This window comes from Serratia sp. HRI (assembly GCF_010119335.3).
Lineage (GTDB): Bacteria > Pseudomonadota > Gammaproteobacteria > Enterobacterales > Enterobacteriaceae > Serratia > Serratia nevei.
The window spans coordinates 3,211,014-3,233,692 of sequence record NZ_CP083690.1 but is presented as its reverse complement, the minus strand read 5'-3'; the positions used below and the strand labels follow the sequence as shown (position 1 = coordinate 3,233,692).

At 50.1% G+C, this 22,679-nt stretch carries 29 protein-coding genes and 1 pseudogene; 8 read left to right on the top strand and 22 right to left on the bottom strand.

Features of this window, described 5'->3' with window-relative positions; translation table 11 throughout:
• Positions 1-99 precede the first annotated feature (99 nt).
• The 7 genes and pseudogenes from GF111_RS15490 to GF111_RS15460 form a co-directional block, all read right to left on the bottom strand.
• On the bottom strand, positions 100-684 hold the full coding sequence (locus GF111_RS15490; RefSeq protein WP_047729764.1) for a hypothetical protein: 585 nt from the start codon (positions 682-684) through the stop codon (positions 100-102).
• A 371-nt stretch (positions 685-1,055) separates the two neighbouring features.
• Positions 1,056-1,586 carry a tail fiber assembly protein gene (locus GF111_RS15485; protein ID WP_047729763.1) on the bottom strand — a complete coding sequence of 177 codons (531 nt, stop codon included), beginning with the start codon at positions 1,584-1,586 and terminating at the stop codon, positions 1,056-1,058.
• A 2-nt stretch (positions 1,587-1,588) separates the two neighbouring features.
• Entirely contained in the window at positions 1,589-2,092 is a 504-nt protein-coding gene (locus GF111_RS15480; protein WP_154235530.1) for a hypothetical protein, read from the bottom strand.
• A 277-nt stretch (positions 2,093-2,369) separates the two neighbouring features.
• Positions 2,370-2,576 (bottom strand): annotated as a pseudogene (locus GF111_RS26760) (phage tail protein); the annotation flags it as partial.
• Positions 2,569-3,063, bottom strand: a complete 495-nt coding sequence (locus GF111_RS15470; protein WP_047729762.1) for a hypothetical protein — start codon at positions 3,061-3,063, stop codon at positions 2,569-2,571. The pseudogene GF111_RS26760 and the gene GF111_RS15470, both read right to left, overlap by 8 nt.
• Before the next feature lie 21 nt (positions 3,064-3,084).
• Positions 3,085-3,855, bottom strand: a complete 771-nt coding sequence (locus GF111_RS15465) for a hypothetical protein (protein WP_224217732.1) — start codon at positions 3,853-3,855, stop codon at positions 3,085-3,087.
• An 8-nt stretch (positions 3,856-3,863) separates the two neighbouring features.
• Positions 3,864-4,205 carry a hypothetical protein gene (locus GF111_RS15460; RefSeq protein WP_154235528.1) on the bottom strand — a complete coding sequence of 114 codons (342 nt, stop codon included), beginning with the start codon at positions 4,203-4,205 and terminating at the stop codon, positions 3,864-3,866.
• 112 nt (positions 4,206-4,317) lie between these two features.
• Here GF111_RS15460 and GF111_RS15455 point away from each other — a divergent pair, with 112 nt between their 5' ends.
• The gene (locus GF111_RS15455) at positions 4,318-4,773 is read left to right on the top strand and encodes a hypothetical protein (protein WP_047730834.1); all 456 of its coding nucleotides are present in this window, start codon (positions 4,318-4,320) and stop codon (positions 4,771-4,773) included.
• A gap of 114 nt (positions 4,774-4,887) precedes the next feature.
• On the opposite strand, the gene GF111_RS15450 is transcribed toward GF111_RS15455, so the two are convergent.
• Entirely contained in the window at positions 4,888-5,061 is a 174-nt protein-coding gene (locus GF111_RS15450) for a hypothetical protein (RefSeq protein ID WP_154235527.1), read from the bottom strand.
• A gap of 201 nt (positions 5,062-5,262) precedes the next feature.
• On the opposite strand from GF111_RS15450, the gene GF111_RS15445 reads away from it, so the two are divergent.
• Positions 5,263-6,231 carry an IS5-like element IS903B family transposase gene (locus tag GF111_RS15445; protein ID WP_000654805.1) on the top strand — a complete coding sequence of 323 codons (969 nt, stop codon included), beginning with the start codon at positions 5,263-5,265 and terminating at the stop codon, positions 6,229-6,231.
• Between the two features lie 45 nt (positions 6,232-6,276).
• Here the strand turns inward: GF111_RS15445 and GF111_RS15440 are convergent, their stop codons facing one another.
• The 9 genes from GF111_RS15440 to GF111_RS15400 all read right to left on the bottom strand — a co-directional run bounded on the left by GF111_RS15440 (position 6,277) and on the right by GF111_RS15400 (position 12,174).
• On the bottom strand, positions 6,277-7,053 hold the full coding sequence (locus tag GF111_RS15440) for a serine dehydrogenasease (RefSeq protein WP_224217731.1): 777 nt from the start codon (positions 7,051-7,053) through the stop codon (positions 6,277-6,279).
• Between the two features lie 221 nt (positions 7,054-7,274).
• Complete coding sequence (locus tag GF111_RS15435) at positions 7,275-8,417, bottom strand: Fic family protein (RefSeq protein ID WP_047729760.1); 1,143 nt, start codon at positions 8,415-8,417, stop codon at positions 7,275-7,277.
• A gap of 584 nt (positions 8,418-9,001) precedes the next feature.
• Positions 9,002-10,732, bottom strand: a complete 1,731-nt coding sequence (locus GF111_RS15430; protein WP_047729759.1) for a DUF5906 domain-containing protein — start codon at positions 10,730-10,732, stop codon at positions 9,002-9,004.
• A complete protein-coding gene (locus GF111_RS15425) occupies positions 10,729-11,067 on the bottom strand; it encodes a hypothetical protein (protein WP_047729758.1) in 339 nt (112 codons plus the stop codon). The genes GF111_RS15430 and GF111_RS15425 overlap by 4 nt, the downstream gene beginning before the upstream one ends.
• Positions 11,064-11,318 carry a hypothetical protein gene (locus GF111_RS15420; protein WP_047729757.1) on the bottom strand — a complete coding sequence of 85 codons (255 nt, stop codon included), beginning with the start codon at positions 11,316-11,318 and terminating at the stop codon, positions 11,064-11,066. Before GF111_RS15420 ends, GF111_RS15425 begins: the two co-directional genes overlap by 4 nt.
• On the bottom strand, positions 11,311-11,499 hold the full coding sequence (locus tag GF111_RS15415; protein WP_047729756.1) for a hypothetical protein: 189 nt from the start codon (positions 11,497-11,499) through the stop codon (positions 11,311-11,313). Before GF111_RS15415 ends, GF111_RS15420 begins: the two co-directional genes overlap by 8 nt.
• The gene (locus GF111_RS15410; protein ID WP_047729755.1) at positions 11,492-11,728 is read right to left on the bottom strand and encodes a hypothetical protein; all 237 of its coding nucleotides are present in this window, start codon (positions 11,726-11,728) and stop codon (positions 11,492-11,494) included. Before GF111_RS15410 ends, GF111_RS15415 begins: the two co-directional genes overlap by 8 nt.
• The gene (locus GF111_RS15405; RefSeq protein WP_047729754.1) at positions 11,721-11,921 is read right to left on the bottom strand and encodes a hypothetical protein; all 201 of its coding nucleotides are present in this window, start codon (positions 11,919-11,921) and stop codon (positions 11,721-11,723) included. Before GF111_RS15405 ends, GF111_RS15410 begins: the two co-directional genes overlap by 8 nt.
• Positions 11,911-12,174 carry a host cell division inhibitor Icd-like protein gene (locus GF111_RS15400; protein WP_224217854.1) on the bottom strand — a complete coding sequence of 88 codons (264 nt, stop codon included), beginning with the start codon at positions 12,172-12,174 and terminating at the stop codon, positions 11,911-11,913. The genes GF111_RS15405 and GF111_RS15400 overlap by 11 nt, the downstream gene beginning before the upstream one ends.
• Before the next feature lie 139 nt (positions 12,175-12,313).
• Between GF111_RS15400 and GF111_RS15395 the strand changes: the two genes are divergently transcribed.
• Entirely contained in the window at positions 12,314-12,493 is a 180-nt protein-coding gene (locus tag GF111_RS15395; RefSeq protein ID WP_071845347.1) for a hypothetical protein, read from the top strand.
• Positions 12,494-12,734: 241 nt separating this feature from the next.
• Here the strand turns inward: GF111_RS15395 and GF111_RS15390 are convergent, their stop codons facing one another.
• The 5 genes from GF111_RS15390 to GF111_RS15370 all read right to left on the bottom strand — a co-directional run bounded on the left by GF111_RS15390 (position 12,735) and on the right by GF111_RS15370 (position 16,817).
• Positions 12,735-13,511 carry an antA/AntB antirepressor family protein gene (locus GF111_RS15390; RefSeq protein WP_047729753.1) on the bottom strand — a complete coding sequence of 259 codons (777 nt, stop codon included), beginning with the start codon at positions 13,509-13,511 and terminating at the stop codon, positions 12,735-12,737.
• A gap of 143 nt (positions 13,512-13,654) precedes the next feature.
• A complete protein-coding gene (locus GF111_RS15385) occupies positions 13,655-13,939 on the bottom strand; it encodes an AlpA family transcriptional regulator (RefSeq protein ID WP_071845345.1) in 285 nt (94 codons plus the stop codon).
• A gap of 114 nt (positions 13,940-14,053) precedes the next feature.
• Complete coding sequence (locus tag GF111_RS15380) at positions 14,054-14,842, bottom strand: hypothetical protein (RefSeq protein ID WP_154235525.1); 789 nt, start codon at positions 14,840-14,842, stop codon at positions 14,054-14,056.
• Between the two features lie 91 nt (positions 14,843-14,933).
• Entirely contained in the window at positions 14,934-16,160 is a 1,227-nt protein-coding gene (locus GF111_RS15375) for a site-specific integrase (protein WP_047729750.1), read from the bottom strand.
• Between the two features lie 315 nt (positions 16,161-16,475).
• Complete coding sequence (locus tag GF111_RS15370) at positions 16,476-16,817, bottom strand: hypothetical protein (protein ID WP_016930249.1); 342 nt, start codon at positions 16,815-16,817, stop codon at positions 16,476-16,478.
• Positions 16,818-17,064: 247 nt separating this feature from the next.
• On the opposite strand from GF111_RS15370, the gene lpxO reads away from it, so the two are divergent.
• The 5 genes from lpxO to GF111_RS15345 all read left to right on the top strand — a co-directional run bounded on the left by lpxO (position 17,065) and on the right by GF111_RS15345 (position 22,634).
• A complete protein-coding gene (lpxO, locus tag GF111_RS15365) occupies positions 17,065-17,970 on the top strand; it encodes a lipid A hydroxylase LpxO (RefSeq protein ID WP_038879755.1) in 906 nt (301 codons plus the stop codon).
• A gap of 297 nt (positions 17,971-18,267) precedes the next feature.
• Entirely contained in the window at positions 18,268-19,188 is a 921-nt protein-coding gene (lpxP, locus tag GF111_RS15360; RefSeq protein WP_038879756.1) for a kdo(2)-lipid IV(A) palmitoleoyltransferase, read from the top strand.
• Positions 19,189-19,329: 141 nt separating this feature from the next.
• On the top strand, positions 19,330-20,535 hold the full coding sequence (locus tag GF111_RS15355; protein ID WP_071845343.1) for an ISL3 family transposase: 1,206 nt from the start codon (positions 19,330-19,332) through the stop codon (positions 20,533-20,535).
• 86 nt (positions 20,536-20,621) lie between these two features.
• Positions 20,622-21,320, top strand: coding sequence for a CTP synthase (locus tag GF111_RS15350; RefSeq protein WP_224217730.1), 699 nt, complete (start codon positions 20,622-20,624; stop codon positions 21,318-21,320).
• 108 nt (positions 21,321-21,428) lie between these two features.
• Positions 21,429-22,634, top strand: a complete 1,206-nt coding sequence (locus GF111_RS15345; protein WP_071845341.1) for an ISL3 family transposase — start codon at positions 21,429-21,431, stop codon at positions 22,632-22,634.
• Positions 22,635-22,679 lie beyond the last annotated feature (45 nt).

Sequence of the window (22,679 nt, the reverse complement as noted above, 5' to 3'; positions counted from 1 at the left end):
CATTCAGGCGAGGATCGTGGCTTGGTAGCAACACCACTCGTATAAAAAAGCCAGCGGCTAAGCTGGCAAATGCAGGAGCATGCGGGCTTTCACGCCCATCTAGTTATCGTCAGACAGTACATACAGCAGCGAAGGGATCACTTCGCGCATGGCGCTATCCTCTACCTCATCGCTCATCAGAATCAGGGTGTAATCCCGACACTCATAAATCACCTCATCAGCAGATAGCCCAAAAGCGCCGCCAGCGATGATCTGCCCAACTTCACATGTTGGGGTTTCAACGATCGAGAGGCGATAGCCCCCAAACGTCACAGGAGGGTTATCAGGCCCCTCACTCAAAAAGAGACCCACAGCCTTGGCCGCCAGCTTCACGCGCTCGCTCTGGTCCATCCCTGCCGCCTGACCGACACATGCAGCCAAATTCTGCTTGATATCGGTTACGCTCATTTCCATCAGCTCGTTACCCACTTTAGCTTTACCTCTAGCTGGCGCCAGTTTGCCCTTCGCATTTTTCGTGCGCAGATCATGACTATCCCGATATCGAGCCAAGTAAGCGTCGCTGGCCACCTGATCGATCTTGCCCTCCACTCGGGCCGGGAAACCCTGCTTGGCCTCCCAGCTGTACAACGCCTGGCGGCTCATACCGGCGTGTTTTGCATACTGGCTTACGCTCATCAGACCCATCTTGTTTACTCCCGTTCTGACCTGGCCACTAGCGCAATGTGTCAACCTGCCGGCGGCAAAGTGTCAATCAAAATGTAAAGTGTCAACCGCTTGACACTTTTTCTGTCAACTTGACGCTTTCAGCCCGAAAAGTGTCAATCAAACTGTCAATCAAAATCCCCTACCAACTTGCTGTAATCCCTTGCTCTGCGCGGATTCCGGCGACTCAGTGCCCCAAACTGTCAAGTGTAAAGTGTCAATCAAATTCAAAATTTCATAGCTAGACGCAGAACGCGGCGCGCAATGCCCGTGAGATAAAAAAGTGCCAGGAAGGACCCATTTTTTTCTGGGGGCGGGGGGAAGACGTATGCGGCGCCACCTTCATTGCCTCGTTAGATTGTTTCCGGCACTTCCGGCCAGCTTATATCTTCTACCTTCATCTCTGGGTTAATGCGACTCAGCAGCACGCTGTATCGTTCCCAGGCATCGAGTCGCGCCTTTTCCTCATCGGTGGCCATATCTTGCTTCACCGCCAGTTCCAACGGTTTCATTGCCGCATAAGCTTCATCAATCAGTCGAGCCTTTTTCTGTCCCGTTTGAGACTGTATTTCTTCAGTGCTGTACACTCGCGGAACAATGGCAGAACCATTAAAAACCCACTCCCCACTATCTGACAGTCCTTTCGGCGCATTTTGCATACTTACTTCAACAACAGATAAATTAATCGGCCAAAGCATCGAAACATCACTCGCCACGGACAATATGATGCCATCAGCATCATAAACAACTTTTATTGTGTCGTTAGAAAAATCCTTTTGGCTTTCATACCAATCGCGGCCATCTTCATCACAGAGATATGAAACAGTTCTGCCTAATGCTGGTTCAGCGGGAATGTATTTTTTAAGGTTTTTTAAGTGTTTCATTGTTAAACGGTTCCTATAGTGGCCCACTGGCCGTTAATCAAGACCTGAACCGCAGAGTACGCAGCCCATATATCTGGGTTATAGTTCGAACCTGACATACCGGTATAAACACAGCCTGAAGGAAGATCAATTCTCCCACCGGAATCACGTATAACCGTCCGACCAGACAGACGTACGCCTTGCACTAGATTTTGATATGCCCAGTTTTGCGCGTTATTTTGAGCGTTAGAAATATTATTATTCAACCATGTACTGAGGTAGCCCACCCAGATATTACCGGTAATATTTCCATCGGTATGAAGTATGGCTCCACTAGCCAAAATATTTCCTGGCGAATAAAATTGGCCAGAATTGGGGTCAAACCTCCAATTAACATCAATGTTATCCCCTTTTGCATGAATGCAGGGAACAGCAAAACTGGGTGTACCATTAAGCAGGTAGCCGAAGCTCAAGGCTGTAGGATAGCCTTGCCCTTGGCGAGTGACAGCACCTTTAACAATCGGCACATAAATACCGCCGGAGGTAACTGGCCATTGCCAATTTGGCTGATAAAATGGGGCTTTACTATCCAGTTGAGCGGAAAAAGATCCAGCCCCCCTCTGGCATAACGCTAGGTGTACTCGCAACATACTTAGCTGTAAGCGAACCACTCATAGTATCGCTTGTTTTAAAGATGAAACGGGCGTCTGCTTCTGTTTTATCCCATGCATGAACATCGCCAGCACTCAAAGTAACGGCGCCCTTCTTGTTATTCACACTCGTTACAGCTGCTGCCACAGACAAAAGTTTATTTATAGCTTTTAAAATTTGCCCATCATCGTTTGGATCTAAATCCATTCCTGATGATGTGACAATATTTACCAACTCTCGTTGCCATGTATTAAATATATCAGCCTTTAGTATCGTCGGTGGAACACCTTGAGCGACATTGCCTTCTGTGAACTCACCATTAATATCAGCGGTATCTGTAACCGCGCTTACTTTACGCATGATTGTTATCTCCAGAACTATGGCGGCTTTGCAGTTTAAGAACGTCGTCTAGCGTTAATGGCTCTACGAACTTCTCAAGAGCCACCAGCGCAGCCTTAAGCCCAGCGTGGTAACCATTTGAATCATTGTTCAACATGCTGTGCTGGAAGGCCGCCATATTTTGATCTTCGGTATCAAGACACTCCCAGCCAGGATAATTTTTTGCCATTATCCGCTGAGTGAATCGGCTGAGGTGACGAGCGCTGGACTGGAGCTTCTGCTGGGCTTGCTGATACGGCTTACCTTGCTGAATAAGCCGTAGCGCCAGCACTGGATTACTCTTGGCCTCTTGGCTTACCGCTATCTTGTGGGCATCAGAATGACTATCGACCGCCGGAATGACATCAACCTCTGGCTGTGACAATCGCTCCAGACGCTGCATGTGACGTCCCAGTGAGCCAGTCCCGTATGCTTTTGGTTGGATTGAACATAAATGTTGATAGTTCATAGCGAACACCTCAGCGCCACATTAGAGGGAGATCTGCGACTTAAGGCGGTCAATTTCGCCTGCGGGACCTTCAACCTTGCCGTTTACGCGCTTGGCATCACCAGGCAACATCTGACCAGTGGCGCGAATGCGATCATTACGACGAGCCATTGCCTGTGCCACTTCCTGCTTATAATCCTCATCAGCCTGTCGGCGAGCATTAACGTTATCTGCAGTGTTAGGGTTGGAGTCGTTTAGCAGTTGAGTCGTGCGCTCCGCCAGTGCCTTAACTTCGTCCTCGGTCAGTGGCTCTTCCATTTTCTTCAATGCCTTGGTGGCGCTGATACTGGCAGCGCTGTAACCGTTCTTATCGCTGTTCTGCACAGAGTAAGTCAGCGCAGTTCGGGCCTTCTCTTCATCGCTCTGGAATTCCCAGGTAGGATCGTTCTCTTCCATAAAGTTCTGCGTGAACTTGGAAAGTGCCTGTGGCGCCGTAGCCAGTTTCGCCTTAATTTTCTTGGATGAGAGGTCAGTATCCTTCAGCAACCGGATGGCCAGCACTGGATTAGCCTTCGCTTCATCAGAAACCGCTACGTTATGCTCACGGCTGTGCTGAGTGGGTTTGGCCACCTTGATCGGTTCATCGTCAACAAGCTTGATCTCAGTGTCGTCACCGCTGTTTGCGCCTTTGGCTTTAGAGTGACCCAAAAGGTGTGAAAAGTTGAACATAGGGAATTGTTCCTCAGATAATTGGTGGGTTATCCGCTTGTTACCGGCGCCATGCAGGGCGGGAAGAAGCGTAGACAGGCTCATATGCGCCATCAACGGCCGATCTCTGAGCTTTCGTTGACAACTTGCTCAGAAGGTACAGACACCATTTCTGATTGCTCATCAGTTACGCCTATCTCTTCCTGGCAAGCAGCGTGTTTGCTGATGCCCTGGCGCAAAATGTGCCGCGCCAGCTCCTGAATGCTGGGAGCAGCGCCAACCGTTGATCGCTTACTCTCCTCTTCCCGTAGACGCTTTAACCCATCAAGAATGAGCTGATCTACAAGGATGGGTCTTTTGTTAACAACTGCCATCTTGGGGCCTCCAGTAACTGTTTGGATGAACAGTACTACGTTTGATGAGGTGACTTTATGATCAATATTTTTAATCGTCAAGATTAATTTTATTTGTTTAATGCAGATGGGATATGCTCAGATTGAGGCTGTATACACGTATACATGCAAGCGTTACCCCTACACCCCACAACTGTTTACAAGGTTTACGCAGATGGCACAGAAGCAACCAAGCAAGCTGTTTTCTTTCCGGGTTCCCGGCGATGTAGCACAAGAAATTGATGCAGCCGTAAGGCGTTCGGGAAAAGATAAATCCGCATGGCTGCTCAGCGCCGTGCTGGAGACGTTAGGCAAGCAGGATGGCTACTGTTCGCCTGAATCACGTCTTGAGATGCTCATAGGCAAAATGGAAGGGTTACTGCATGGTGTTGTAGATTCGGACAACAAAGCACAGAACCTCCCCCTACCGATCAACGAACCGGCGTTAACCGCAAAGGAAGTCATTGCTCAGATGGTCGAAGAGTCCAGGCGGCTTGGTATCCAGTCCAGCAATAAAACGATTATTGCCAGGCTAAACGAAATGGGGTTACGGCCTGCTCGTGGTGGCATGTGGACTACCAGCACAGTTGATAGTTTGAAGCGTCGATTGAAGTATAAAAGCAGTCACTAAGGCATTGAGCAAAAACTAAGGTAACTACCTATGTCTATGCAGACGGCATCGTCGCAGAACAAGACGATGCCGTTAAGGAACAAAAGCAGACAATAACCTTATGAATGATCGTGTTTATTGCTTGTTTTGCGGCGCTGCAAATGACAATGGCCCATACGCTAAATTAAACGTAGGCGTCACCAATAAACCGTTATCTTTCAATTCCTTAATCATTGCGAGTTGAGTATCCGATTTAACTTGGCTACCTATCGCAACAACTTGTTCAAGTAGTGATCGTTTGTCTGTCATATGGCAACCTCTCGCATTAAAGGCAAGCAACGTTATCACTCTTCCCCATCGTTGTCATCAGGATACGATGTGATAACAACAATTTCCTTGGACACCTTAAACCGGAACTCTGTGAGCATTTTATCAAGCTCACGTATCGCCTCAGACAACTCCTCGTTGTCAGTATAGTGGCTTTGTTGAATAAATCGAACTTTTGCTGAGTTGAAGGATCAGATCACACATCTTCCCGACAACGCAGACCGTTCCGTGGCAAAGCAAAAGTTCAAAATCACCAACTGGCCCACCTACAATAAAGCCCTCATCAACCGTGGCTCCATAACTTTCTGGCTGGATGATGAAGCTATTCAGGCCTGGTATGAGTCGGCAACGCCTTCATCACGAGGCAGACCTCAGCGCTATTCTGACCTTGCCATCACGACTGTGCTGGTCATTAAACGCGTATTCAGGCTGACCCTGCGGGCTGCACAGGGTTTTATTGATTCCATTTTTACACTGATGAATGTTCCGTTGCGCTGCCCGGATTACACCAGTGTCAGCAAGCGCGCAAAGTCGGTTAATGTCAGTTTCAAAACGTTCACCCGGGGTGAAATCGCGCATCTGGTGATTGATTCCACCGGGCTGAAGGTCTTCGGTGAAGGCGAGTGGAAAGTCAAAAAGCATGGCCAGGAACGCCGCCGTATCTGGCGTAAGCTGCATCTGGCAGTTGACAGCAACACACATGAAATCATCTGTGCAGACCTGTCGCTGAACAATGTGACGGACTCAGAAGCCTTCCCGGGTCTTATCCGGCAGACTCACAGAAAAATCAGGGCAGCATCGGCAGACGGCGCTTACGACACCCGGCTCTGTCACGATGAACTGCGGCGTAAGAAAATCAGCGCGCTTATCCCTCCCCGAAAAGGTGCGGGTTACTGGCCCGGTGAATATGCAGACCGTAACCGTGCAGTGGCTAATCAGCGAATGACCGGGAGTAATGCGCGGTGGAAATGGACAACAGATTACAACCGTCGCTCGATAGCGGAAACGGCGATGTACCGGGTAAAACAGCTGTTCGGGGGTTCACTGACGCTGCGTGACTACGATGGTCAGGTTGCGGAGGCTATGGCCCTGGTACGAGCGCTGAACAAAATGACGAAAGCAGGTATGCCTGAAAGCGTGCGTATTGCCTGAAAACACAACCCGCTACGGGGGAGACTTACCCGAAATCTGATTTATTCAACAAAGCCCAGTATAGTCCTCAATTTGTAGATTGATACCTTTCACTAAAGTATCAATTCCTATTGAACGTCCATGAGAATGCCAGCGTTTATTATCACTCAGAGCTACAGCAATATCTTCAGCCCGAGCAATTTTATCATCGAGCGTAACGGGTTGCTGAGATCTTTCTCGAACATTCCAATTTCTGAACTTATACTCAACGAGCCATTTTTTCAGAAGATCTTTTGAAAGCTCTCTTGCCTGTTCATATCTACGAAGTTGAGCCAGATCCAAGCTATTAAGCATCATAAGCTCAGCTTGCGTAACGACCCCTTCACGAGACTTATTTATAATTTCTTCTACTTTATCCAAGTAACCCAGAGCAGGTACCCACTTCCCTTCGGATGACTGGACCTGTGGGTCAATCGGACCAAGAGATGATGCATAATCCATAAATATCTTATCACCTGACATACACCAGATAGTACCTGCAGACATTGCAGCATCAGGGACAATAAAATTCACTTCATCATAGAAATGCCTTGTTATTTCTACCATTTTCTCTACAGACTCTACTGCGCCGCCACCTGTAGATAAAATGATAACTAGAGAGTTCGTTCCGCTTTTCTTTGCTTCTCGGCCAATCGCTTCAAGTTTGGGCTGATAGACATGTTTTGCCCATTCGGTTATTCCACCATAATAGACTATTACGTCAGAATTAGGGAAATAATTTTCTTTGAATTCATTAACTTTGAATTCTATAAATCCTTCTAAGGTATCATCTAGACTGCTCAAGCAAGTCTCCATTCTGGTAAGTTAGTAATGAACAAAACTCTTTTTAATATAGAGGTGATGTCAAAATCGGCACCACTAATTAAAAATAATCCTATCCTTATGCTGACATCATTGAAATCCTGATAAATAATCAGTACTTTCAGCCTTAGCACGTAAAAATCAAAATAATCCTGACACCGAGTAGATTCTTTAAATCCTTAACATTATGAATTATATCAATTTTATAGCTCTGGTATGAACCCCTCATATTTCAATGCATTTATCACTCCGCGGATAAGGTAAGAATTCGAGAATTTTGCCGTATATGTTCGTGCGCCAGGCTCGACAGGTTGCAATAGCCCGCGATCCACCAACTTACCGATTTGATAAGTGATCTGCGCAGATTTCATCCCCGGCAAAGCTTCTTTTAAGTCACCTGCCCTGACGGTTCCCATACCTACTGTACGCTTTAATACCTGAGTCTCTGTTTCATTGATAAGTCCTCGGCCTTGGGAAAAATCGATAGCAGGATATAGAATCTTTGAACTAAGAAACTGATGGTTGGTCAGTTGGTCAACTTTCTTCAGCTCGGACGATATACCCGCCAGAACGTACAAGCACCAGTTTTCCAGGCCCTGTTCCGTTCCAGTATCTGCTTCTGCAAGCATTGAGTAATAGCGTTCTCTGTCATTGCAAAACACAGCCGTAGGATTCAACACGCGGCCACCAGCCTGGACGTTGAAACCATATTTGATCAGCAAGGCGTACGTGAGTAGTCGAACAGTCCTGCCATTACCATTGCCGAATGGGTGCACCCAACCAAATCGGTGATGTGCCAGAGCTATCTTCATCAGGTCATACTTTGGTCTGTCTTGGCGATTGATGAATTCCGTCAGCTCTTGCATGTAGCCAGCAACATGGATGAAGTCTGGGGGCAGATGCTCTGATTGCGCAATGCTCACACCATGCTGCCGATAAGCTCCTGGAGTTCTATCCCCTTCCCGTTCCAATCCGACAACGGCTATCGCATGTAGCTCGCGAACAAAATGCTCGGTAATATCGTCACCAGATTTAAGGTGTTCATCAATGAAGTTCATCGCATTTTCAATGTTACCGATCTCTTTGAGCTGGTCGCTGGAAGACTCCGTGCCATCGACCTTACTTTCCACATAATCTGCTAAGGTTGTATGGTTCCCCTCAATACGGGCGGACCCCAGACTCTCGAGCATGTGGAAAACGGCCTTCAACTGTACAAAAAGCAATGGGTGCACATCGGTTTCAAGACGTAAATGGCGTAAAAGCTCAAGCTCAGTTAATACATCAACTAAAGGAGAGTCAAAGCTAGGGTTGAGCAAGTTGAGATCAAAGTGTGTGAATTGCGGCATCGAAGTTAACCTATCTTAACTAGTAGTTAAATACTATCTCAAAAAAACAATAAAAAGCAGTTAAATAACAATAATATCGAAAATACACCACTGTTCAACATCTCAAAAACCACCAGTTAGGTAACTCAAATATGCTTAGTGAACAAATTTAAACACTGGTTAGATGAACAGCTAAATCACCACTTGTTAACTAAATGTTAAATATAGTTAATGCGATTTTGTACCCCTGATTACCAATATCGGGTAGCCTGGCAACTGACTACAGTTTCCCATTCTCACCCTACAACTACCTACCTCGATAGTTCACAATATAGCCCTTCCCGTATAAAAAAATAAAATTATGCGTTTAACTGTCCACCTATCCACTTTCCTTATTTTTATCAATTAAATCATGGTTTTGATAGGTGGTCAGTTCATTTTTAAGTGTCCGTAAGTCTCCACTCCAACTCACCACCCTTTTTCAAAATAGGTGGAGAGGTGGATACTTAGTGGAGAGTTAAAATTAAACTATCCACCCATTAACCATATGTTTTTAAAAATATAATTTACTGGGTGGACAGAGGTGGACACTTATCTAATAACTTCTACTCCGTACCCCCTGTTGCTGCTGGCAGCCATTCCTCCGCATCGTCGCTCAAACTGACATTGGATCGAATGTTCCCCTTGGTGCTTTTCTTCCTGAGATACTCCTTCCCATACTCAGCCATTGCGCCAGGCATATCCGTACCAAATCGGGTTAAGGACACAGGTTTGTTCAGCCCATTGCTCTGCATATACGCCATGTAGGCGTGATAAAGATACTTGCGGGGGCTGAACGGGATCACGCTGGCGTTACCGACAAACATGCCATCACACTGCACAGAGGCCATCAGATAGCCGCAGAAGTCCACCAGCGAATCACCCTCACGCTTGATAGCCAATGCCTCTTCTGATTTCTGCTGCTCGAACAACAGCCGTTTGGCCTCGCCCTGGTCAGCAAACCGGGTCAACAGGTGACGAATGATGACGGCCAGCTCCTCTTCAATTTTTTCTGCCAACATCGGATCACGGTCATTCTCCGGCACAACCTCGGCAAAATTGAAGATAACCCGCCTCCTGCTGATCCCCCCGCTGCGGTCGCTAAAACTCATAGCATTGTTGTTGACTGCCAAAATTACCGCAGGGATGCGAGTGGAGTAAGGCGCTTTGTGTTTGGGATCGATGGCAACCTTGTCGCCGCCAGTGATCGCCTTGATACCTGCCCCGTCACCGGCGTAACGAGACATATCCGGCATGATGATCAGCGAATAGCCCACCACCAGCGCCCTCTCCCTTGGGTTCTCCAATGCCGCCATACTGGCCGAAACGGTATTAGCCTTGCCAGCAAGCATGGTGCAGATCTCCGCCAACACGCTCTTACCGCTACCACCAGGACCGGTTATCTCAAGGAATAGCTGCCAGTCATAACGGTTGGCCATCACCATATACAGCGCCGATAGAACCCGATCTGCCTTACGAGTATTACCGCCAGTGGAACGAGTGAGCCACTTCCAGAAGTTCGGCGCATGACTTGCCAGTGTTTCCCCTGCCTCAGCCTGGTTGAACTCGACACCACTAGCGATCAGCAACCAATCTTCACGGCGATGCGATCGGAACTCCCCGACTTTGGTATCAAATACACCATTGCTGAACCCGATCAGGTTGCGAGCAGTATTACCCATCAGCGGCAGGCTCAGTTTCATCGTATCTACGGCCGATTTAATGCCGTTCTGAGAGTAGGAGATCTCAGACTCAATGAAGATGGCGGCCATTTCCCGCTGCAGTTCTTTGTCTGGTACTGGCTTCCAGATCACGCCATCGTAATGGTGAACAGTGTCAGAATCGCCATGTATGGCCAAAGCCCCATCATAGCGAGCCAATAAAACCTCACCGCGCTGGCTGGCGCCCATTTGATTTAAAGCTGGTGTTACCGCCGGCTCAACAGCTGGGGGGATAGCGTTGAAGATACGGTTAATACGAGCGGCATCCGCCAGCACGTCCACCAGCTCTTTCCGGCTGATAAATTCCAGCACAACTGCCTCACGCTTTTCCCTGGCTGCCTCGGGGGCCTTAGCAGAATAGAAGCCGTTATCGGTCAACCACTCAGGTGTTACATTCCCGACAGCAAATGAACGCAGTTTCACAGCTAGATTGCCAATAGCCGTATTATCTTGGGAACGTAGCTGCGCAGCCTCCGCCTCTTCCATTTCAATCGGTCTACCAACTACCCAACGGTAAACACAAGAGAACAGGGCATCAGGCCACTGATTGATATTCACCTTCTTCGCGTTGCTCATGCCTGCGCCCCCTTGACCATAATGAATTTGCCGATCAACGGGTGGAACCAGTATTTACTGCCGTATTTGCGCTTTGCACCGCGGATCACTAACAACGCTGCCTCGCGGAATTTGGCTTCATGCACAATGTGGCCGCTCCCCTGCTTCACAATCATCACGCCACAGTTACGCGCCAGTTCTTCTGCCTTGCTGGTAGATAGGCCCATTTCTGCCGCCAGCGTCGTTAGTGGCGCCATGCCTTCCGGCATATCACCTTTGCGCTGCATAGCCGACAACGCCAGCTCAAGCGCTTCTACGCGCTTTTCCAGTTCGTTGAATTTTACCTGGCTGATCATGGATGAGCCTCCGCATTATTATCAAAGCGCTCACGCTCCGCCTTGAGGAACTCATCCACGTTGGAGGCCAAAGACTCAAACAATTGCCCCAAGACAGAAAACTCGTCGGAAGTCATCTCGTTCGGGTAGCAAACCAGCATAGTCGAAACGATTTTTACCTGTGCCGCACTCAGCGCAGCAATACGCAATGTCTCTTCATGTTTCGCCAAGGTATGGTCATCAGCGACATAGCGAAGTGTTGATTTACACATTGCCAACCTCCTTATCTAAGGACTTGCGGATCTCTTCGCTCATGCCCCACGCGATGCTAATAAGGTCTGTTAATGCGTTTGAAACACCTTCACTGTCCGCTTTTTCCATGACAACTTCGAACAGAGAGCCAAGCAAACTGGCACGGAATGCTGCTGTATCAAGAGGAATGGGATCACGCATCTTTCACCTCCTGGTCCATAACACCTTGTAGACCATTACTAATTTCAGCCGCTAGATTCTGTTGAAGTTCCAACAGGGTTTCGATATCGATATCTTCCATAGCTCGCAGAGACAGAAGTCTTTTAACAGCAAGAGACAGTACTTCGACCTGATCCGCCTTTTCATGTAAGTCTGAAATATCGATGTGCCGAATAGTGAAAGCGGCGAATGCGCCATGTTGTTTACGCATGATTAGCCTCCCGTTGGTATTGTTCTTCCAATAACCAACACGCTGGTCCGCCGGCTAAATCCAGCGCCAATGTGATTAAGGTGCTCATGTCAGTTACTTCGAGCTCACTAACCGCGGTGCTCATTGCTGTCAGCAAGGCACTGAGCTGGTCCGCCTGGCGGCTTGCTTTGGATAACGTGATTTCATGCGCCATGTGCCACCTCCTGAACCGCTGCGCTGTCAAACTCCCAACCACTCCTGGTGGCATAGTCAAAGAAGGCGACACGACAAGGAGGTTGAGTACGGATTTTTGCGGCAAATATCAGATCCCAACCAGGGAAAGCATCACGCTCGGCCGCTTCTGTATCGGCATCAAAGCGCAGCACAACCGGTGCACATTCGGGCGTATGGTCTGGGGTAGCCAGGAACAGGAATGTAAATTTAGAGCGAGTTTGGGTAGACTGCATGTCAGCCATGATCGTTACCTCGTATAACGGTTTGGTGAGACGCCTCGGCAGTGTTACAGCACTCCGGGGCGTTGCCTTTTCATTCATGTGCATGTAATGTGTCATTACACATAAACACATTACATCTGGTGTACTTAACGTGTCAACACACAAAAATGAAAGACGTGGAAATCCGCCATTCCAATTTCGGTTAGATCCTGAACTACGTGATTCGATGGAAGAAGCACAGCGGCAAGATGGTGATGAATCACTTGCGGCCTGGATTAAACGCATCATCCGCAAGGAGCTAAAGCAACGTGGCATCGAGCCAAAGGGCTGATGAGGTGTGCGGAAAATCTCGCATACCTTGTATTTTTGGGGTGTATCGAGTTTTGGATATACCCCATGCAGATCTGTAGAAATACCTCCAGCAGTTGCAGTAACCGTACGATCGTTAGGCGAGGGAGGAATTCCCCCCTCGGTCATATTGACCAGATCCACCAGCGTGCTATTCTGAATTGGCTTAAGTTTTGTGCTTTGACAACAGCGGCCCGGCAAGGCCGCTTTTGTTTTATGTGAGATCATGCGCTACCTCCCACTCGCTTAACCAGCCATCTCTGAGCCAGTTCAGTGAGTTTCGTCTTACGAACCGTCGTTAGGGTATCCAAATCCAGCAAGGTACAATTACGGCTTTCCAGATATGCCAGCAACGCCAGTTGATCTACGTTCATGTGGTCACGTACCTGCTTAACCGAAATATCCTTCTGTTTAGCCCAGGTTCGCGGATGTAATCCCAGAACAAGACCATTGAGGAATGAGCATTCATTGCTATAAGCAAAGCCATGCTGCACGTCTCCGGTTCGCTCGATATAACCTTTCATTGCGGCAGCCATGCTTTTATGATCTTCACAAGCAGCTACACGATTTTTACGCCATGTCAGCAACGCCGCCTCATGTTCCTTTGGCGCTACACGGCGCAGGCGTTCTTCGCAGTCGATAAAGTACTGACGAGCTTCTTTGCCACGTTCGGTACGTTCAACCATAGAAAGCTCTTTCGCCATATCGGAACTAATGCAGTACTCAGTACGTGGGCGACCTTTTTCGGTACTTTCCGAAAAAGCCTGATAGTCTACATTTTCAACAAACCCATATTGTTCAATGCGGCGCTTAATCCAGTCTGCAAACCTGTCCTTACTACCAAGAAACTCATGCAGGTTACGTGCATTAGTCACCATTGACGTTTTGCCTCCGATAGCCCCCAAAACTAACGGGATAATTTCTGGATAATTATCCTTCTGTCTGATTTCAGGTTGAGTCTGTCTACTGCCGGTCAAGGCAGTTAATTTTTTCTGAGTCATTTCTATTCTATCGCTCCAAAAGTTGTTATTCAGAGCCGCCGCGACAGCGTTAGGTATGCTGCAATATTTCTAACGCAACTCCACGCAACAAATTTTCTTTTCGCTGATCAGACGAAGTTGCGGGTAGTTGCTTTCGTTTTCTGTTAGGCCGACTTACGGCTATATGGGTTATTAACGTTAGGTACGACAGGGGGATTGCGAACCCACCAGAGCACATCTGAAAGAAGCCAGGCACAGCTGTTACGGCCAAAATGACAGCGAGAAGGGAAGCGGCCTTCTTGCTCCATCTTCCAGCGACTGGAGCGGGAAAGACTGGTAATTTCGCAACATTCTTCTTCACGGATTCGGCGATCGAACTTAAAGCCGTAATCCTCCAGAAGGGTGCGGCGTTGTTCAGGATTTGGCGGGGTAAATGCGGTATTTTTCATGTTGCTCTCTCTGTATTCGTGTTGACAGGGAAAGCATCTGAGATCTGGACTGGGCTTTCAATGAATAGAGGCCTTAATAAGGCCCCCTATCCTAAATGAGGCACTTAATGAGTGCTAGTCTTTCATCCAGCGGCCTACTGTAGAATCATCAAACCTAATCCCCGCCATCCCTTCAATCTCGTTAGCCTCCGCACTCAACACCTCTGCAAGCTTTTTATAATTCCCAGCAATTTCCGGATAATGTTTTTTTGCCATGATTTTTATTGCGTCCCTAGCGGTTCTTGAGTTTCTAACTTGAGAAATTGAATTATCGCTTTTGTTAGAATCTAAATTTAGACGTTCCCTACCTTCATTAAAGTAGTTTGGGATTTCCTTAAAAGAATTTGTAATTTCAACACCATTTATTATTTTTGAAATTAATAAAAAATCAGACTTCATTAAATAAAGATCACTTTCAAGAGGATTTAAGTAGCTATCATCTTCAAAAGCTATAAACATCAAACTATTTGACGACAGCCATAAATCAAAAAAACTGGGTTTAAATTCCATTAAATCATCATAACAATACGCTGAACGAGGCAAAGCCCACAACCCATTAAATGTGCATGGCTTGAACCCTTCGAAAGGTGGCTCTTTCTGGAAGAAAGCTTTAGCAGCATCGTCCTCCAAAATATAAATAGCACTTACAGTTGAAAATCCATCACGAGCTAATGCTTTTTCTTCAAATTGTTCTTCTAACTCATCATTTTCATTACAGAAGTGCATGTATCCCATGCCTAACTCAATCGACAGGTATATATTAATACCCCCAACAGAAGCCCAATGGAATAAATCTTCTATTTTACAACCAAGTAACTCAGCTGCGCGAGCCACAGGGTAATATTCACGCAATGGCATTCCCATAATCGTCACCCTCAACGCCCTAATGACTTGCGAGCCAGGCGGGTAGGGTTTCCCGCTTTTCGGTTGGCCGACCTAGGCCCACAATATCAGTTTAACTTCTATTCGATACAGGTAACAGAACTACATTCTGATGATTATTCGCAAGAAATTCTAAGCGGTCATACCACTTGTTCAGCGCGTCCAGCTTCTCCGGCAAGTACAGGCTACGGTTATAAATCGCCATAACTCCCGGCATTGAGTGGCCCAGCAACTGTTCAACAACGTGCGGAGCGATACCCATATTATTCATATGCGTTGCAAGCGTTCGCCGTAGATCATGCAATGTCCAGGGTTCAGAATGCCCCAGTTTTTTATAAACGCTACGGCCCCACTGGCTAACTGCCTCGCTATTCTTCACAACCCCAAGAAGGTAGCCGGATGATTTTGTTTCATCGTGGAGCATTTCAATAAATGATCGCATCGCCTCTGGAACTGGACGCACAATCTTTTCACCGCCTTTACTATGCGCTTTTGGTACTGTCCACACCCAAGCCTCCATATCCCATTCGGCCCACTCTGACAATCTGGCCTCCTGGGTACGGCAACCAAACAAAGTGGTGATCCTGAGCAAGTTTGTGTAGTAGGGCAGAAAAACATCGCCGGACGATATAGCAGCCCACAATCCCCCAACCTCTTTATCTTTCAGTACCCGATCTTTTTTCGCCTGCTTTTTACCAACATCGGGAATACTCAAATCCTCAAGGGCGGTACTGACGGCGTAACGGCGAACGCGGCAGAATTTCAGAGCCTGCTTGCACATCTGGAATACATAACCCGCAGCAACTGGCGTTTTCTTTTTCATCCTGTCAAAGCAGTCAAGCCAGTATCGGGTTTCGCAGTCAGCAAGCGCCATTTTCCCAATGTAAGGGTAAATATGTTTGCGTAGCTCCGCTTTATGTCGCTCGACGTTCGCACGGTTTTCTTCCGCATATTCACGTATCCAGTATTCGATAGCTTCCTGCACCGTGACCGGTTTAAGCGTTTCCTGGATAGTTAGCGCCAACTGGTGCTTTGGGTCTTTACCAGAGGCCAGCCACTGACGACATTTATCACGCGAGGAACGGGCCTCTTTGAGACTCATATCAGGGTAGCGCCCCAGAGTCAGCCGATGCAGCTTCTGCCCGTCGAGTCGGTAAGTAAACACCCAGCTAATGCCACCAGCTTTCGTTATCTTAGCGCTCAACCCGGCACCATCAGCATAAAACTCAATCTTACTGGCCGGGATGCCATGTAATCCCTTTAACTTCCTGTCGCTCAGTTTGTTAAGTTCGCCAGCCATAGACCACCACCCAGCCCAAAGTGTTTATACAAATGTTTATACAGAATTGCTTGCATAATAGCATAAACAACAAAAAGCACTGGAACAATATACAGTCATATTTTCATATAACTAATTGATTTTAAATAAAATACAAAAACCACCCCAAAGCATGAAAACAGCTAATCTGACAGTACGGCATGAACTGATACTAGTCAGTTAACGTGTTGAAAAGGCGCAACCTTGCAAGAGGCGGCGCCTTTTTCTTTTGGGGCATACCCGGTTTGCGGGCAATAAAAAAGGCCGCAGCGCGGCCCTTGGGGTAAAGCGGAGACCTTATTCGGTCGCTTTGTTCTTGAGACTTTCCGCCCCTTGCTTGGTCTTATCCCAAGCCTTCTCCGTACCCTGTTTGGTGGAGTGCCAGGCCTTTTGCGAGCCCTCGCTCACTTTGCTGCCGACGCTGTCGCTCTTGCCTTCGGCGGCGTGCTTGGCTTTCAGCTTCAGCTCTTCACCCTTGTCCTGAGACTGGTGCAGCTTTTCTTTGGCGGTATCCGCCCCTTTGTGCGCTTCGGCAACGACCTCGTTGCTGGCGTGAGCGGCGGTGTCGGTCGCGGTCTCAGCGGCGAACACCGGGGAAGCGAGCAGCAGTGCAGACAAGGCAATGATTGATTTCTTCATAAGTCCCTCTTTTCTCAGATACGTGCCATTCGTCATGAAACAAGATGGCATGAAACGCCCCTTGAACGATTTAAGAATAGGACTAAAACCAAAAAAATCGACATAAAATTTTATTAAAAATAAATTTCTCATTCTTTTATGCCGTTCGAGAGAATCTTGGTCAAAAAGCACGAAAACGTTAAATTTTTCCTGTCACAAAACTATAATTTGTATGAATTTTTAACAAGCATTAGCAGGGATGGATTCTATGGTTGCCGCGATCATTATCGGCATTTTCATCGTCAGCTTCCTCTACGCGCACTCCCGCGGCAAAGAGAAACAAAAGGTTACCCGCCAACTGTTCGATCACTCCACCTTTATGGGGCCGATCAACATGTTTATGACCGGCTTCTCCCGTTTGCCCGCCAAACAGCCCTATTTCGACGAAAAAGGCTTCCCGGAGCTGCAGACGCTGACCGACAACTGGCAGGTGATCCGCGAAGAAGCGGTGCGCCTGCAGGATCACATCAAAAAAGCGCAGTCGCACAACGATGCCGGCTTCAACACCTTCTTCAAACGCGGCTGGAAGCGTTTCTATCTGAAATGGTACAGCGACAGTCACCCTTCGGCGCAGACGCTGTGCCCGAAAACCGTCGAGCTGCTCAACCGCATCCCGTCGGTCAAGGCGGCGATGTTCGCCGAGCTGCCGCCCGGCAGCCATTTGGGTAAACACCGCGATCCTTACGCCGGCTCGGTGCGCTATCACCTGGGGCTGATGACCCCCAATGACGATCGCTGCTTCATCGAAGTGGACGGCGAGCCCCACAGCTGGCGCGACGGCGAGGCGGTGATCTTCGACGAAACCTACGTGCACTGGGCGCAGAACGCCACCGACCAGACGCGCATCATTCTGTTTTGCGACGTCGAACGGCCGATGAAGTGGCGCTGGGCGCAGGCGGTCAACCACTGGGTCGGTTCAACGCTGATGTCGGCGGCCAGCTCGCCGAACGACGATCAGGACCGCACCGGCGGCATCAACCGCATTTTCAAATACGTCAACGCGGTGCGCGATGCCGGTCAGCGTCTGAAAGCGCGTAACCGCCGCGGTTACTACCTGCTGAAATGGCTGGTGATCGCTGCAATCTTCGCCGCGATTATCATTCCCAGCCTATAAAACGCGCCAATCTTCAACTTAGGGGCAACGCGAATGAGAATATTCGCATGCCCCTCTTCCGCCACACCCCGTACCCTGTGCTAGCATATGCATTCCTAGAGCCGCCTCCGCTGGCCAACAGCTATCCCTCCGAAGCCTGATAGCAGCGCAAACCGCCCTTCGAATGTAAATGTTTAGTCAATTATGGAATTCTGACTAAACCCTGGCCTTCCCCGGGTGTCTGAGTAGTCGTATCGCTATCGAGTGGATCCTTTATGCGCTACAGGTTGCTACCCCCTAACGCATAAACGAGCTGCTATGAAACGCCAAAAGAGATTTCAACTTTCCTTGCTGCACCCGCGCTACTGGCTGACCTGGTTCGGTCTGGCCTTGTTGTTCCTGCTGGTGCAACTCCCCTACCCGCTGCTTAACCGCCTTGGCGTATGGATGGGACGCACCTCGATGCGTTTTCTCAAGCGCCGCGTCACCATCACCCGTCGCAACCTCGAGCTGTGCTTCCCCGAGATGGACGAAGCGCAGCGCGAGCGTAAGGTGGTAGGCAACTTCGAGTCCCTCGGCATGGGCCTGTTGGAAACCGGCATGGCCTGGTTCTGGTCGGATAAACGCGTCAAGCGCTGGTTCAACGTCTCCGGCATCAACCACCTCAAAATGGCGCAGCGCGACGATCGCGGCGTGCTGGTGATCGGCGTGCACTTCATGTCGCTGGAGCTGGGCGGCCGGGCTATGGGCCTGTGCCAGCCGATGATGGCAATGTACCGCCCGCACAACAATAAAGCGATGGAGTGGGCCCAGACCAAGGGCCGCATGCGCTCCAACAAGGCAATGATCGATCGCAAGGATCTGCGCGGCATGGTGCACGCACTCAAGCGCGGCGAGGCGGTGTGGTTCGCGCCGGATCAGGACTACGGCCCGCGCGGCAGCGTATTCGCGCCGCTGTTCGCCGTCGATCAGGCCGCCACCACCAGCGGCACCTTCATGCTGGCGCGTATGGCCAACCCGGCGCTGGTGCCGGTGGTGCTGATCCGCCGCGAACGCGGCCGCGGCTACGACCTGCTGATCCAGCCGGCCCTGGAAGACTACCCGCTCAGAGACGAACAGGCGGCGGCGGCTTACATGAACAAAGTGATCGAGAAAGAGATCATGCGGGCACCGGAGCAATACATGTGGCTGCACCGCCGCTTCAAAACTCGGCCGGTCGGCGCGCCCTCGCTGTACTAACCCTCTTTTTTTCAGCCCGGCCGACGCCGGGCTTTTTTTTGGTTCATCGCGCTTTAGCGTGAACCAATAGAAAACGGCAGTCAGAACGTTTAGGTTTGTATTCGCCAAAACACACCCTAAACCTTCAAAACTGCCGTCACTATGAATGCTAACCTTTGCTCCCTGTTCTGGGAAGGCTTTGTCGTCAATTCCTTCTCGCATCCTTCTGCCAACTCCCTGCTTATCCAGCTCCAGCCTGATTCTGCCGTCCCCCCCTGCTGCCGGCGCTGTGAACGGCAGGTTCCTGTTGTGCATGATGTTTCCTTCCGCCGAGTGCGTGAACGCCAGCTGCTCGATTGGGTCGTCTGGCTCAACGTCCCCGTCCGGCGCCTGTGTTGCCCCCATTGCGGGGTCACCACCGAAAAAATCAGCTGGTTGCCTGAACGCCAGAGATATACCACGACGCTATCCGTATGGGTTGAGTCACTGACCCGTTTACTGCCGATTAAACATGTTGCACAACTCACCGGACTGCACTGGCATACGGTCAAGAATATCGACTACCGGCGTCTGCTGCGGGAACGAACAGAGCCGCAGCGCCATACCCTCCGCCGTCTGGTGATGGATGAGTTCGCCCTGTTCAAAGGACATCGCTATGCCACCGTGGTGATGGATGCGGATACGCAACAGGTGTTGTGGGTGGGCGAAGGCCGCAGCAGAGCGGCCTTCCGCCCCTTCTTCGTCTGGCTGGGCGCTGAAGGCTGTGCTGCTATCCAGTCTGTCGCCATGGATATGAATACGGCGTTAGACCTGGAGGTCAGGCATCACTGCCCGCAGGCGGAAGTGGTCTATGACTTGTTCCATGTGGTGGCAAAGTATGGCCGGGAGGTTATCGACCGGGTCCGCGTCGACCAGGCCAATCAACTCCGTGATAACCCAAAATCGCGTCAGGTCATCAAACGCAGCCGCTGGCTGCTGCTGCGCAACCCAGAAAACCTGCCCGAAGGGCATGAGGTAAAGCTCACGGAGTTGCTGGAGGCGAATCAGCCGTTGAATGTGGTCTGGCTGATGAAAACCGCGCTGAAAGAACTGTGGTACGCCCCGAGTGAACAAGAGGCGCAGAGACGCTGGGTAAGCTGGTACAGGCAGTCTCAGGAAAGCGGAATCAAGGCGTTGCAACACTTCGCCGAGAAACTGAAAGGGTATGCCGGTGGCATCATCGCGAGTGCCAGACACAGGTTGAATACCAGCGTGCTGGAAGGGATGAACAATAAGATAAAAGTGATGAAGCGGATGGCCTATGGATACCGGGATAACGCTTACTTCTTCCTGAAAATCAAAGCAGCGTTCCCCGGTAAAGCGCGATGAACCTTTTTTTTGCGCCACGTTTAAAAAGCGGCGGCTCGACACTCTACTTTCCTGTAATCTCCTTTTTTACCCGCACAGGAAAGGAAATGATGAAAGCTCAGGTTCGCATTGCTCTGGTCGGTGATTACAACCCGCAAGCCGTGGCCCATCAGGCCATCCCCGTGGCGCTCCGGCTCGCCGCCGCCCATCTCGACATCGACGTGCAGCCCCAGTGGCTACCGACCGAAACCTTGACCTCCCCCAACATCCTGCAAGATTTCGATGCCATCTGGGTGGTGCCGGGCAGTCCGTATCGTTACGACGACGGCGCCTTTATGGCGATCCGTCATGCGCGGGAAAACGACGTGCCGTTCCTCGGTTCCTGCGGCGGCTTTCAGTACGCCATCATCGAGTACGCCCGCAACGTGATGGGCTGGCACGACGCCGGTCATGCGGAAACCGACAGCGGTGGCCGGCTGGTGATCGCTCCGCTTAGCTGCTCGCTGGTGGAAAAAACCGGCGACATCGTTTTCCAGCCTGACACCCGCGTCGCACGGGCCTACGGCAGCCTGAACACCCATGAAGGCTACCACTGCAACTTCGGCGTCAATCCGGAATTCGTCGTCGATCTGCAACGCTTCCCGCTGATCATCAGCGGCTACGACAGCGAAGGCGACGTGCGCGCCATCGAACTGCCGGCTCACCGTTTTTACGTCGCTACGCTGTTCCAGTCGGAACGCGCCGCGCTGCGCGGCGAGCTATCGCCGCTGGTGGTCGAGCTCGTCAAAACCGCCGCCAACGGGTAAAAAAAAAGGTTCATCGCGCTTTAGCGTGAACCAATAGAAAACGGCAGTCAGAACGTTTAGGTTTGTATTCGCCAAAACACACCCTAAACTTTCAAAACTGCCGTCACTATGAATGCTAACCTTTGCTCCCTGTTCTGGGAAGGCTTTATCGTCAATTCCTTCTCGCATCCTTCTGCCAACTCCCTGCTTATCCAGCTCCAGCCTGACGCTGCCGTCATGCCCTGTTGTCGTCGTTGTGAGCGGCGGGTGCCTGTTGTGCATGATGTTTCCTTCCGCCGAGTGCGTGAACGCCAGCTGCTTGATTGGGTCGTCTGGCTCAACGTCCCCGTCCGGCGCCTGTGTTGCCCCCATTGCGGGGTCACCACCGAAAAAATCAGCTGGTTGCCTGAGCGCCAGAGATATACCACGACGCTATCCGTATGGGTTGAGTCATTGACCCGTTTACTGCCGATTAAGCACGTTGCACAACTCACCGGCCTGCACTGGCATACGGTCAAGAATATCGACTACCGGCGTCTGCTGCGGGAACGGACAGAGCCGCAGCGCCATACCCTCCGCCGTCTGGTGATGGATGAGTTCGCCCTGTTCAAAGGACATCGTTATGCCACCGTGGTGATGGATGCGGATACGCAACAGGTGTTGTGGGTGGGCGAAGGCCGCAGCAGAGCGGCCTTCCGCCCCTTCTTCGTCTGGCTGGGCGCTGAAGGCTGTGCCGCTATCCAGTCTGTCGCCATGGATATGAATACGGCGTTAGACCTGGAGGTCAGGCATCACTGCCCGCAGGCGGAAGTGGTCTATGACTTGTTCCATGTGGTGGCAAAGTATGGCCGGGAGGTTATCGACCGGGTCCGCGTCGACCAGGCCAATCAACTCCGTGATAACCCAAAATCGCGTCAGGTCATCAAACGCAGCCGCTGGCTGCTGCTGCGCAACCCAGAAAACCTGCCCGAAGGGCATGAGGTAAAGCTCACGGAGTTGCTGGAGGCGAATCAGCCGTTGAATGTGGTCTGGCTGATGAAAACCGCGCTGAAAGAACTGTGGTACGCCCCGAGTGAACAAGAGGCATGGAGGCGCTGGACAAGCTGGTACAGGCAGTCTCAGGAAAGCGGAATCAAGGCGTTGCAACACTTCGCCGAGAAACTGAAAGGGTATGCCGGTGGCATCATCGCGAGTGCCAGACACAGGTTGAATACCAGCGTGCTGGAAGGGATGAACAATAAGATAAAAGTGATGAAGCGGATGGCCTATGGATACCGGGATAACGCTTACTTCTTCCTGAAAATCAAAGCAGCGTTCCCCGGTAAAGCGCGATGAACCAAAAAAAAGCCCTCTTGCGAGGGCTTTCTCATCGGATACATC